A 14,713-nucleotide genomic window follows, 5' to 3' on the forward strand; every position below is an offset into this window, starting at 1 on the left:
TACGCTTAGCCGTTATTTCACGAAAGTTAGTATGAAAATGAATAAATTTCAATACAACTTTAGAATATAAAATAAGCTATAACTACAATAACTATGAAAAAAAATACTCTTAAACAGATTTTGTTTTACTGTTTTGCCCTTTTTACGCTATTAATTAACGCCCAAACTGCGCCAGATGAAGATACCGGGCCTATTGTTGAATGTACTCCAGGGGGGCAAGGCGGACAATTCGTAGATATACCAAATCCTGAAAATGTTGGTAGCATCGATGACCGAAGTTGTTATGCAGATTACACAAAATCTAGTGTTAATGGTAAAGCTTGGGGCGTATATAATATAACACATAACTCGAATAGGGTAGATACCAATGGTTTGCAACCTAGAATTGAGCGCTCTTTAAGCAGATCTAAGGAAACTGGTGTAGGGAGCTATGCAAGATTTACAGGAACATTTAGAATTTTGGAAGTGGGTTTTACCAATAATAGTAATCCTTTTGATGATGGTAGCTATATTGCACAGGCTAAAGGAAAACACACAGGAGAAGGAGGTCCTCCAGATCCTGCTATCTGCTTGTATTTAGCTAAACCTGTTTATGGTACGGGGGCCGATGCGAATAAGCAAGTGTCTTTTGATATTTATGCCGAACGCATTTTAGAACGCGGCGGATCAGGTGGTGGAAGGGAAGTCGTTTTTTTAAAAAATGTTGACAAAAATGTTGAAACTAGTTTTGAGTTAGAGGTAGGCTTCAGAATAGAAGCGTCATTTTTTGGTACAAAAAAAGTGCATTACTGCGATGTTGTAATTGGTGGAGAAACCTTTAAATGGAACATTCCCAGTCCAGAGCGAGGTTTGGAGTCTGGTATCAGATATGGTGCATATAGAGTAAAAGGTGGCAGAGCGCAGATAAGATGGGCAGATACTACTTACGAAAAAGCCGAAGTTATAGATGATGGAAGTCATGAGAACTCAGATAACTATTTCAGATTAATAAATTTGGCCACAGGCAAATATTTAATGACAGATGGCTCTACGTTAGTGCCGAGTGATTCAGGAGAAGGAGAGAGTAATGAATGGCGATTTGTAGAAGTCAACACAGGGGCTGGAAATTATTATAATATTGACAGCAAGGTAAGAGGCGTAATTAGATTTCATGGCACTTCATCAGCCCCCTTATTAACTAGTACAAATTTTTCTCCACCAAATACAGCAGTTGATAAGATATGGACAGTTCATAAGAATGGAGACGGAACCTTTAGTTTTGAGGCTCGTTTCATGGGTAGATTTTTATACCACTATATCGACGAAAATAATGATATAATCACTTACCTTCCAAATTTAGATGCTGGAAGCAAATGGATTTTGGAAAGTACAGTTTTAAGCACTGATAATATAGGGTTAAACACAACTTCAATAAAAATATACCCTAATCCTGCAAAGGATAAATTCACAATAAACCTTCAAAACATTAATAATGTTAAGCAGGTTCAAATTTATAACATATTGGGTAAGCGTGTGTATCAAAATACACCATCAGGTAATGTTTTAGAAGTCGATAGCTCAAGGTTTCAAACGGGAGTTTATTTGGTTAAGGCTTTTTTAGACAATAGTAAAGTATTTTATTCTAAATTAGTTATTAACTAAGGAACAATAAACAGGCTCTAGTAGTCATAAAAAAGTGTCTTCAAAAAAGAAAAGAAGCATTGTGCCTCTAAAGTCTTGTTGGGTGAAACCCTTATTCAAGATACAGGGATAGGATACTATAATTTTCATAAAAACGACATTTATCCTAAGCTGAATTGTATAAATAACAAATTTACAGCTTCAATTTCTTGAACATATTCTTTTGTTAACGAAGAAAACACTTAACAAAAACCATAAACTAAGATGAGATTGGAAATCATACCCTTTTAAAATTAGGTGATGTAGTCAATATCGCAAAAATTGTGGTGCAATGGCAAAAAAGTAGGTGTAAAATGGGCATCACCTTTTGAATACTGACTATGCCCAAAAAGGCGAGAATACTCTTGAGGTAAAAGTAACCAATACATGGCACAATCAACTCATTTTCGATAACTCCAGGACAAAAGCCCAAAAGAAAACATGGACCACCAATCCACCTAAGAAGAATGAAACCACTTTGGAACATTCAGGGTTGATAGGTCCGGTTGTTTTAAAATTCATCCAGTAGCAGGTTTTTCTTATTTGGAGCTTTCTCTGTCAAATACTTGTTCTTTAACGGATTAATTGTCCGTTTACCCTAAACTCAGGATAGTTCGGGATACGAATCCTTATAGTTTTTAAGAACTTTAAGGACTTTACAATATTGCTTAGGAACTTTAATTTAGTGTAGCTATGAAAAAAATTACATTCGTTCGATTTGTTTTCTCGATAATACTATTTACCGTATTTGTTGCAGAGGCACAGGTTACACTGGAATCTGAAACCCATATTACGGATCTTGCCATGTATTTTACTGGCATAAAAGACCAAAATAGTACAAGGCAAAGCGAAACAGAACCTTATGATTACGCCTACGGTCGTGCCCTATCTCCTCATGGCGATTGTATAAAAACCTATAAGCAATATGTGTTCATGACTTGGTATAGAGGAGGTAAATTAGATAGGCACATGATGCTAACCCGTTATAATACGGATACAGGAACTATGAAAACCATTGAGTTTCCGCATCAACATACCGGATTTAAAGGTAAGTGGTGGATCGGTGAGACACATAATACCATTGCAATTGGTATTAGCCCTATTAACGGAACCATACACATGGTTTTTGACATGCACGCCTATACGAACAGCGGAGCTTTCGTAAATGATTATTTTAGGTACACCTATTCTGTTAGTGGCGCGGCTGAACTTCCTGATGAAGATTTTACTTTGGATAAGTTTGTTAAGGACCCCATAGATAATGATTATAGGCACTGTACCATGGATGGTGTTCGTGACCCGGCGCATTATGACCGATTTACCTACCCTAATTTTTTCTTAAATGACCAAGACGAACTGTTTTTAACGGCAAGAGATGGCACCTCTCATGATGGCGCACAAGCATTCATAAAGTACAACTCAACTACTGAAAAATGGGGGCGTTTTAAATATTTTAATGCACTTGGAGCTGGTAGTAAAGGCGAAACGCATAACTGGAGTATTTATGGTAATATTAAATATGTAGATGGAAAGATTAGAATAGGTTTCCAGCGTAGATTGAATACTGGTGCAGACAAGTACCAGTACCAGAACGGTGTATATTATGCTTATTCTGACGACCCAACGGGAGCATCACAATGGAAAAATCATAAAGGTGAAAATATGACCCTTCCTTTAGTAAAAGCAGAAGAAGTATTGGTTTATGAACCAGGGGATTATGTTGAAACAACCCAGCAGAACAAAGTCCATATCGTAGGAAACTTTGACTGGACGGTTACTGATAATGGTGATGTTCATATTATAAGTAGGGTGAAGGACAATGAAAATAACGTTACTAAATATATCCACAGTTACAAGCCTAATGGGGTTAGCGAATTCATAATTTCTGAAGATTTTGGTGGTGCAGAAGCCTTATATACTTCTGGAGATGATGTTTTCGTTATTGGGTTGAACTCATCTGGGCGTCCCTTTATCGATAGAGCAGAAGGAGGAACTAATTCATTCACGAGAGTTTACGAACAAACCTCGGGGAAACGATTTAGAAAAGGTAAGGTTCATATTTCAGATGGTAAATTATACTACTATCTCTTAGAGAATAATACCGCAGATAGCGATGAGACCCAACCTACATATTTGCAAGTTATTGATCTGGATGTGCAGGAAGGGCTAAAACCTTTTGCAGTAAATTTACTAACACCTACAGATAATCAATCTTTTCAAGAAGGTGAAAATGTGCAACTATACGCAACCGCCACCGCAGATACAGGGGAAATCACGAAGGTTGAGTTTTTGGTTAATGGTGCAATTGTAAGCGAAGATACCACTAAACCTTACTTATTTGATTGGACACCAAGTGCAATTGGCTCATATACTATAAAAGCAGTTGCCTTTAAAACAGGAGGGGCGAATATAACATCTTCTGAAGTAACCATAGAAGTTCTAGAGATTGACAAAAGTGATCTAACAAATGATGTTTATCGCATGCGTAATGTAGCTACTGGTAAATTTCTAGGTGACGAAGGTGGAAGTGCCGTTCCAGTTTCAATGAACGATGATGGAGAAACCCAAAATAGACATTGGTCATTTGAAAAAGTTAATGTAAATGGTATCGATTTTTTCAATATTAAGAGCGAAACCAATGGAATATTACGTGCTACGGGGCCTAATTATGAGGATTCTGAAGGAAACCCTAAGCCCTATTATGTTTTAAGCACAGGGAGACCCACAGGTGATATTGCTAATGATAAAATTTGGACGATTCACTATAATGAATCGGATGATACGTTTCGTTTTGAATCTAAGGATAATGATAGATATTTATACCATGATGCCAATGGACATGTATCTAATATTTCAGTTGATGAAACCAATGCAGATGAATTAAATAGAACGAAATGGGAGGCTATCTCAACAAGTGAGTCTTTAAGTATAGCTGATGAAGTGTTGCGCTCGCCTTCTATAAAAATATACCCAAATCCTGCGCGGGATAAATTTACCATAGCTTTTCAAAATATTAACACTATTGAGCGTGTGGAGATTTACAATATTTTAGGAAAGCGTGTTTATCAAAACGCAATATCAAAAAGTAAACTAGAAATTGAAAGTTCTGGTTTTACTGCTGGAGTTTACATCGTTAAGGCTTTTTCAGATATTAATAAAGAATACTATACTAAACTTGTCATAAAATAGACATCAACAAAACATTATGAAATTAAGAGAGATTTTATTACTGATTTTGACAATATTACCTGTAATCTCAAATGCTCAGGTAGTATTTGAAAAAGAAGTTAAAATTACAGACATAGCCCTACATTTTGATGGTGTAAAAGTGACCTCAGAGGATGCTCCAAACTCAACTTCAGGTTACGATTACGCTTTTGGCCCTCAAATATCAGCTCATGGAGATTGCATATTTACTTATAAGCATTTTGTTTTTATGACTTGGTATAAAGGCGGTAAGGCTAACAGGAACATGATGCTAACACGTTACAATACGGAAACAGGAAGTATGAAAACTATTGAGTTCCCCCACAGGCATACTGGTTGGCGTAATGTTTGGTATATTGGGGAATCTCATAACACAATTGGTATAGGAGTTAGTCCTTTGGATGGGACCATTCATTTACTTTTTGATATGCATGCCTATACTAGAACTAGACCTTCTGATGGAAGTTTGAGTGATGATTATTTCAGGTATTCATATTCAAAAAAAAATGCAGCTGAAGTTCCTGATAATGAATTTACGCTGGATCAATTTATAAAAGACAGCAATGACGATTACACGCATCTTAGTTTAAACGGTGTAGAAAATCATGGTGCGTTTTCAGAATTTACATATCCTCAGTTTTTTTTAAATACTCAAGGAGATTTGTTTTTTTCTATGAGAAAAGGATCAAGTCCTAATGGAGGTTATCATTTTGCTAAATATGATGCTAATACATCTACTTGGTCAAATTTTATAAAATTTGCAGATAAAAATGCAAAAAATTTTGGTGAACCATACAATTGGGGAATGTATGGTAGATTACAATTTGTTGGAGGGAAAATAGGTATTGGTTTTCAGAAAAGGTCATCAAATACCAACGATAGATACTTGTATCAAAATGGGTTTTATTTTGCATATTCTGATGACCAAAGTGGACAAACTGGATGGAAAAACTATCAAGGAGAAAGCTTTACAACACCACTTCGTGATGCAGATAAAATTTTAGTCTATGAACCTGGAGATTTAGTAACAACTACCAAAAAAAATCAAGTATACATGGTTGGTAGTTTTGACTGGACAATTACAGACAGAGGTGATGTACATATTATAGGTAGAGTAAGAGATGATGAAAATAATATTACTAAAAATGTGCATACTTTTAAAAAAGCTGGAGATACAGAATTTACTACCTCTACCGACTTTATAGGAGGGAATCGTTTATTTACCTCTGGAAACAATATTTATATGATTAGATTAAATTCAGGTAGAATTTATATAGAACAATCTTTGGGAGGTACTAATAACTTTAGAAAAGTTTATGAAGCAACTTCAGGGAAACAATTTAGTCATGGTAGAGCTTATGTAAGTAATGGTAAGCTCTATTATTATATGATGGAACAATCTACTGGAGATCAAAGGCCATTGTATTTGCATATCATAGATTTAGGTATAGACAATAGTCCATTTCAAGTATCTTTAATATCTCCTGTAAATGATGAGAGTTATGAAGTAGATAAACCGTTAGAAATTTCAGCTGAAGCATTTAATGATAATGGCAGCATTTCTAAAGTGGAATTTCTTATTAATAATCAAGTGATTGAAGAAGATTCAACAAGTCCATATACCATAAATTACACACCAGAAACAGAAGGAACATATACTATAAAAGCAATTGCTTATGATGAAAATAATGCATCAGTTTCATCTCAAGAAATTAATATAGAAGTTTTTAGACGAAATGCTAATGATTTATCAGGTGATATTTATAGAATTAAAAATTTGGCTACTGGTAAATATTTAACATCTTCAGGTTCAAGTATCATAACAAGTGATTCCGGAGAAGGCTCAGACAAAGAATGGCAATTTGTAAAGGCTGAAGTTGCGGGGTTCGATTATTATAACATAGATAGCGAAGTAAAAGGAACTATAAGGTTTAAAGGAGGGTCGGCAGGTGAATTGGTAAGCACCAATTTTGGAGCCCCTAATCAAGCGGTAGATAAAATATGGACTATTATTGTTAACGGTGATGGTAGTTTTAGTTTTGAGACAAAAAATCTTAATAGGTATTTATATCATGAGGCGGACGGTACAGTAATGCATTCTACTAAAACAGATGATAGAAGCAAATGGATGGCGGAGTCCACTACTTTAAGTGTTGATGAAAATGATTTACAAACCTCTTCTGTCAAAATATTCCCCAATCCTGCACAAGATAAATTTACGATTGTATTTGAGGGTTTAAATAGAGCTACCGTAACTATTAGTAATATTTTAGGTAAAGTAATTTATTCAAAGATTACTGAAAAAGACCGAATAGAGTTGTCTAAAACAGAAGGCTTTTCTTCAGGACTGTACATTGTTCAAGTGAAGGGGCTTAATGGGGCAATTGTAAATAAGAAGCTCGTTGTTAAATAGATAAAATAAATTATGAATACGGTTTCAAAATTATCCTATATGATAAATGGATGGAAAGTTTTTGGCTTGTTGATTATTATAAGCTCAATAAATGTAACTGCACAAGTTACTTTTATAGAAAATACAGTCGTTACCAACGAAGCCTTATACTTCTGGAAAGCCGATGATCCAAAACCTTACCATTATGGGGCAAGTATAAACCCTCATGGAAATTGTATGAAAGTATCCAATGGTTATGTGTTTTATACTTGGTACCGAGGTGGGTGGGCAGACCGTACGTTAATGGTGTCTCGAAAGAAAATAGGCGAGGGGAACTGGGTTCACGTCGCATTACCTGCTAAAATGAGTTTGGTAGGGGGCAAAGGAGATACCCATTTAACCACAAACATTGGAATTTGTCCTATTGATGGGACTGTGCATTTAATGTTCGACCATCATAACGAAGATTTAAACTATATCAGGTCCAAAAAGAATATAGCATACGGTCCTGATAGTGATTTTACGGCGGCCAACTTTCTTCCCCAGCAAGATTACCTAATCCCAGGGAAAAAAGTAACTGGTGTTACCTACCCGGATCTGTTTAATAACGACCTAGGAGAAATGTATTTTGAAAGACGATTGGGGTCTGCCGTTGGAGGTGATATCATAATGACTTATTATAATGGCGACACTTGGTCTAATGAAGTCAAAATTATCCAGGGAAGAGGGGCTGAAGTAACCCAGGGAGAGCGTAATTTTTGCTATGGGAGTGCTTATTTTCTAAATGGGAAGTTTTACTATACCTATTCACCAAGATGGGCGGAATCGCCAACAAGATTGAACGAGGGTGTTTATGTGATGGAGTTGGGTTCGCGTATGGACAGTCAGGCGACTACTTTAGATGGAAAAAGTTACCCATTGCCCATTATAGACCATGCGCCCTTTATTATCGCTGATCCCCGTAGCGTGCCGGATAATGCAGGTTGGGCAGGAGGACCGCAACTAGCCATTTCCCCTAAAAATGATATATATCTGTATCAAAAACCTAAAGGCACAAATGCTTATAATTACCTCAGAAAACAAAACGAAACAGAATTTACTGAGGATAGAAACAAAGGATCTTTAGGGGTGTTTTATGGTAATCGTATGTATAAATTTAATCTATCCGGAGGTAATTTTGTCATCACGAGTGCGTTGGCGGGAACTTATGATTGGCGCGAGGATTACAGAACGAGCGTTGGAATAAATGATAGAAAGAGTATAACCATTATGGATGATGGGACTATTGCCGTGGTATTTAGTGAAGCCGTAAATAGTGCTACCGTACCAATTCACTGCTTTGTGTTTCAATTGACCAAAGAGGAATATACATCGCAAACCATAAGTTTTGATCCCATTTCAGATAAGACCGAGGGTGATGCAAATTTTGCATTAAGTGCAACTGCAAGTTCTGGGTTACCAGTATCTTACAGGTCTTCAGATACCAGTATTGCCCGTATTGTGAATGGAAACGAAGTACAAATTATGGGTGCGGGCTCGTGCGATATTGTTGCAAGTCAAAAAGGCAACGGTACTTATGATGAGGCTGCAGAGGTGTCTCAAACTTTAGTGGTAAATGCCAATGCTTCAAAGTCAAATCAAATTATTACGTTCAGTTTAAATCCAAATACATATACTTGGGGAAACCCAGACCAAGAGTTGAACGCCACAGTAAGTTCTGGTTTGCCGGTGCAATATGAAAGTACAAATACAGATGTTGCCATTATTGTAGATGGAAAAATACAAGTAAAGCGTTCAGGAACAACAACCATAAACGCGTTACAGCCTGGCGATCCTACCTATAATGCGGCACCTATTGTTGGTCATGAATATACAGTGCCAATACGCCAACAGGTTATTAATTTTGAGGCCATTACCGCGGTTACCTCAGGAGATCCGGCTTTTAATTTAGATGCAACAAGTAATAACCCAGATGCAAACCTCAGATTTCTTTGCCCAAATAATCAGGTAGCTGTGGTTTGGGATGACCAAGTACGGCAGATTTTAGGAGCGGGTACTGCTACAATAACAGTTTCTGATACAGGAAATGATTATTTTACGTCTGCACAAGCTTCTCGAACAATAACCGTTAATCCTAAAACTCATCAAATACCTTCAACAATTGAGGCTGAGTATTACACTTCAAAAAGTGGTGTAAATGTAACTAGATGGAGTAATACAGTATTTTATCTGAATTCGTGGAATGTCAATGATTTTGCAGAATACACTATAAACGTGCCTGAAGATGGTACCTACGAGATTGAGGTCTTTGCGGCATCCCCTGGGAGCACTAAAAAACTTAAGATAATGAATGGGGCAACACAACTAGCCTCTGTGTCACTTACCAAAACCCCTAATTTAACAAACTTTAAAGGGACTAAAGTGAATGTTATGCTTCAAAAAGGGGTGCAGAATATTAAGGTTGTAGGAGAGGTAGGTGGTTTCAATTACGACAAAATGAAAATCTCGGGAGGGCCTGGTGGCGGTGGTGGAGGTGATGATGAAGGTGTTTACAAACTAGTAAATGTTGCAACCGGAAAATATCTGGGTGCCGGTGGAAATTCTGCAGGACCTGTAATTATGCATGATACCGGGGAAACGACGGACAGAAAATGGACTTTTGTTAAAGTAAACTTTGAGGGGGCCGACTATTATAATATTGATAGTCAGCAGAATGGTATATTACGTGCTACAGGTCAAAACTTTACCGCTGGTGCTTATCTCGTAGTAAGTACAACTAAAGAGCCACCTGCAACCACTGGACATACCGATAAAATATGGACCATACATTACGATGAGTTTGAAGACACTTATAGGTTTGAGGCCAAAAGCAACGGCAGGTTTTTATATCATGATACTGATGGTAATTGTTATAACTATATTGTTGACGAAACCGATGAGAGAAGCCAGTGGCAAGTTGTGGGTACTGGCGGGCCATTGCTAAGTGCAAAAAATAACGAATTAAAAATTCCTTCTTTAAAGGTGTATCCAAACCCAGCGCAAGATAAATTTACAATAGCATTTAAAAACATAAATGTTGCAAAAGTTGCTATTTACAATATTTTGGGTAAGGTAGTATATGAGAAATTCACTAAGAACTACGACAAGCTTGAAGTTGATAACGATTTTGAATCAGGTGTTTACTTAGTGAAAACCTTTTCTGAAGACAACCGTGTGTTTCATTCCAAGTTGATTGTAAAATAACTTTTTATCATTAGCTAACGTTTGGTTGTTGTAACTCGATGATTTTGATGAAAATCCGACGGGTACAGCAAATTCATGACAGTTCAGGACAGCGCAGGATAGTCTATTGCGCTATATTTAATAAATTTACATGCTATTTAATTAAAAATCAGCAAATTAAATATTAATACTGCTATGAAAAAAATTACTTTTAAATCCATCTTATTTTTAGTTTTAGCGTTATGCTCAATGAGTATAACAGCGCAAGGCGTACTCCCTTCTAGTGACACTTTCAGATTGAGAAATGTGGAAACAGGGTTATTTTTAACCGATGCAGGTGCGAGCGCACAACCTGTTACCATGACGAATTTAGATGAAGACGATATAAGTACCCATTGGACGTTTATAGAAAGTGGGGCATTTTATAATATAGATAATAAGGATGGCAGTGCTGGGATATTGCGTGCTCCAGGAATGGGTGGTCCAGGTGGGCCTTATGTAGTTTTAAGTACTGGTACAACAACAAGTTCTGGCGATAAAATATGGACGATAGAACATAACGCAACCGATGATACTTATAGATTTCAATCTGGCACAAGTAGTAGATACATGTATCACGAGCTAGATGGAACCGTAACCCATATTCCAGTTGCTGCAACAGACGACAGAAGCAATTGGGAACTCGTTCCTTATGTACAAGATGAGGTAGAGCCAGCTCCAGATGAAGATACAAATCCAGATTTATCCTGTCCATCCTCAGATGAATTTAGAAATGCTACAAGAACATCATCAGATTTACTAAACCCAGTTAATGTAGGCACTATTGATGATCGTACTTGTTATGCAGATTACTCAGAATTTGATCTTTATGGAAAAACTTGGGGCGTTTATAATATTACAGATGGTTCAAATCATTTGGATACAAATGGTTTGCAGCCTAGAATAGAACGTTCCTTACCTAGATCCCAAGAAACAGGTGTTGGGAGTTACGCAAGGTTTACAGGAACATTTAGGATTTTAGAAGTAGGTGAAACAGGTAATTCTAATACAGAAGGTACCTATATAGCGCAAGCCAAAGGAAAGCATGATTTAAATCTTGAACCGGGGGGATCTCCAGATCCGGCAATTTGTTTGTTTTTGGCTAAGCCTGTTATGGGCACAGGAATAAACGCTGGTAAACAAGTGGCATTTGATATTTATGCCGAGCGTATCACAGTACGTGGTGGAGAAGGCCCTGATAGGGAAGAAGAATTCATAGTTACTGTAGATAAAGATGAGGAAATTGACTTTGTATTAGATGTAGGTTTCGCAGAAGATCCAACCGATCCTACCAAGAAAATCCACTATTGTAATGCTTCATTTAATGGAATCGAAGAAAATTGGAATATTCCAAACCCTGAAGCAGGACTAGAATCCGGTATTAGATACGGCGTATATAGAGTTAGAGGTGGTAGAGCACAAACGAGATGGGCCAATACAACGTACCAGAAGGTAGAAGTTGTGGATTCAGGAAATGCTCCGGATGGTATTTATAGATTCAAAAATCTAGCTACAGGCAAGTATTTAAGGGATGCAGGTGATGGTTCAATTATAGCAAGTGATTCTGGTGTGGGTTCAGACAAAGAATGGCAATTTGTAGCGGTTCCAGGTACTAGTTATTATAATATTGATAGCCAGGGCCCCAGAAAAATTATAAGACATACAGGTGCTTTTCAGTTGGTTGGCACCAATATTTCAGCACCAAATGGTACTAATGATAAGTTGTGGGATGTTATTCTTAACGGAGATGGGAGCTATAGTTTTGAAGCCATTGCTAAGAATGGAAGATTGTTATACCATGATGTAGACAATTCTATGGTAATTTCCACCAATACAGATGACAGAAGTAAATGGATTTTAGAATCTACAACTTTAAGTAGTTCTGGTCCAGAATTAAAAACCTCTTCAATAAAAATATACCCTAATCCAGCGAACGACAGGTTTACAATTGCATTTAAAAACATAAGCAATATTGAGGGTGTAGAAATTTATAGCATTTTAGGAAAACGCGTTTATCAAAATGAGTTCAATGGAAGTGATTTGGTGGTTGAAAGCGCTAATTTTAAAGCAGGTGTTTACTTAGTAAAAGCTCTGGCAGATGATAATAAAGTGTATCATACAAAACTGGTTATTGAATAGAATAAAATTAGAGCTATAAGAAGTTATAGAAAAGCCAGAAACAAATTTGTTTCTGGCTTTTTTTATTTTGTAAACAGGACAAAACAGGATGGTTTATAAAGGGTATCTTTTTAAATTTCATGAAGCATAAAAATATACTAAATGAAACGACGCAACTTTATACAGTTATCTACACTAGCAGGTGCTGGTTTATCATTGCCAATGGCAGGATTACTAAATGCCTGTGAAAGCCATCCAGAACACTCTTTAGAATTTAAAAACCTAATCACAAGTTTGTTAAAAGATTGGAGTGATGGCATGTTAAAAGTACAAATTAACAATCCGTCAAATTTAGAGGAACATGGTGCTTTAGGTTGCCCTTCGTGTTCCCATATTCACGGGCGATGTATGGATGCTGTTTATCCTTTTCTGTTTATGGCGGACAAAACTGGCGATGAAAAGTATATAGAAGGTGCTAAATTGGTAATGCTTTGGGCAGAAAATAATGTCTCGCAGGAAGATGGCTCATGGACCGTTATCAAAAATCCAAAATCATGGAAAGGCATTACCGTGTTTGGAGCCATCGCGTTAGCAGAAGCTCTGCATTACCATGGTCATGTTTTAGACGAAGCAACACGTAAGGCGTGGACAGAACGATTAGATAAAGCTGGACAATACATTTATGATACATTTACAATAGACTTTACTAATATTAACTATCCAGGAACAGCAGTTTACGGGCTTAATTTGATAGGCAATGTTTTAAATAGAGATGATTTTAAAGCCAAGGGTAAAACATTAGCTTCTCAAGTAAAAGCCTATTTTACACCAAACGAAGGCTTGTTATTTGGAGAGTGCAAAAAAAGTTCCAGCAAATTAAGCGAAAAAGGGTTGCATGGCGTAGATTTAGGATATAATGTAGAGGAAACCTTAAATAGCTTGGTCATGTATGCGCTTAAGGAAAAGGATGATGAACTTTTACAAATCTTAACTAAATCTTTAAATAGTCATTTAGAATTTATGTTACCAGACGGTGCTTGGGATAACAGTTGGGGTAACCGCATGTACAAGTGGAGTTATTGGGGAAGTAGAACTTGTGATGGGAGCCAACCAGCATTTGGAATGATGGCACATATAAATCCTGCATTTGGAACAGCGGCCGTAAAAAATACAGAATTATTGCAACGATGTACAGCAGACGGTTTAATTCATGGAGGCCCTGGTTTTATCGAAGCTGAAATTCCTCCCTGCGTACACCATACGTTTACACATGCTAAACCTTTGGCCGCATTGTTAGACCATTGGGATCATTTGCCAGAAATTAATAAAAATTCGGCATTACCCAGAACAACAGCAGACGGTGTAAAACATTTTAAAGATTTAGATGTGTTTTTGTTTGCAAGAGGAGATTGGAGAGGAACTGTAAGTGCTTATGATGCAGAATACCATTATAAAGATGACTATCGTCAAGCTTCAGGTGCCGCTATAGGCGTTTTATATCATAATAGAGTTGGTTTGTTATGTGCCGCCAGTATGGCGCAATATTATTTAGTAGAGAAAAACAATCAGCAACCGCAACCGGGTAAGGATATTTGTTTAACACCCCGTATTGAAACGTTTAAGGATGATGTCTGGTTCACTAACTTATACGATTTACCTGCAACTGTGACTTCAAAAGATGAAAACGGAACTATAGAGTTGATGGCAGATGTAAAACTTAAAAACGGTGATAGAAAGACAGTTGAAGGGACTGCTTCAAACTTTGATATTATTTATAAAAGTAATGCAGATCAAACAAATATCCTTGTAAAAACAGATGAGAAAATTACAGCACCAACAGCATTTGTTTTGCCCATAGTTTCTCCAAACAATGAAGCGGTAACCCATATCAGCGAAACTGAAATTACGATTCAAAAGCCTGAAGGATTAGTAACAATTAAAGCCAACGCACCAATTAAAATGAAAGAAATTGAAGGTGAAAGAACCTTTAATATGGTCCCGGGGGTAGAGGCTTTACCGTTTGAAATCTTTTTTGAAGAAACAAATGAGTTAGAAATAACACTATTAGTAAGTTAA

7 protein-coding genes are annotated in these 14,713 nt (G+C 36.8%); all 7 read left to right on the forward strand.

Annotation, left to right across the window (positions count from 1 at the left end):
- Positions 1 to 93 precede the first annotated feature (93 nt).
- A complete protein-coding gene (locus H7U19_RS09650) occupies positions 94 to 1,641 on the forward strand; it encodes a T9SS type A sorting domain-containing protein (protein ID WP_186561795.1) in 1,548 nt (515 codons plus the stop codon).
- Between the two features lie 346 nt (positions 1,642 to 1,987).
- Complete coding sequence (locus tag H7U19_RS09655) at positions 1,988 to 2,188, forward strand: hypothetical protein (RefSeq protein WP_186561796.1); 201 nt, start codon at positions 1,988 to 1,990, stop codon at positions 2,186 to 2,188.
- 164 nt (positions 2,189 to 2,352) lie between these two features.
- The gene (locus H7U19_RS09660; protein ID WP_186561797.1) at positions 2,353 to 4,848 is read left to right on the forward strand and encodes a BNR-4 repeat-containing protein; all 2,496 of its coding nucleotides are present in this window, start codon (positions 2,353 to 2,355) and stop codon (positions 4,846 to 4,848) included.
- 16 nt (positions 4,849 to 4,864) lie between these two features.
- Entirely contained in the window at positions 4,865 to 7,279 is a 2,415-nt protein-coding gene (locus H7U19_RS09665) for a T9SS type A sorting domain-containing protein (protein ID WP_186561798.1), read from the forward strand.
- 12 nt (positions 7,280 to 7,291) lie between these two features.
- Positions 7,292 to 10,501 carry a BNR-4 repeat-containing protein gene (locus H7U19_RS09670; protein WP_186561799.1) on the forward strand — a complete coding sequence of 1,070 codons (3,210 nt, stop codon included), beginning with the start codon at positions 7,292 to 7,294 and terminating at the stop codon, positions 10,499 to 10,501.
- Between the two features lie 228 nt (positions 10,502 to 10,729).
- On the forward strand, positions 10,730 to 12,658 hold the full coding sequence (locus tag H7U19_RS09675) for a T9SS type A sorting domain-containing protein (RefSeq protein WP_186561800.1): 1,929 nt from the start codon (positions 10,730 to 10,732) through the stop codon (positions 12,656 to 12,658).
- Positions 12,659 to 12,799: 141 nt separating this feature from the next.
- A complete protein-coding gene (locus H7U19_RS09680) occupies positions 12,800 to 14,713 on the forward strand; it encodes an ulvan lysase-like protein (RefSeq protein WP_186561801.1) in 1,914 nt (637 codons plus the stop codon).

Source organism: Hyunsoonleella aquatilis, assembly GCF_014270105.1.
Lineage (GTDB): Bacteria > Bacteroidota > Bacteroidia > Flavobacteriales > Flavobacteriaceae > Jejuia > Jejuia aquatilis.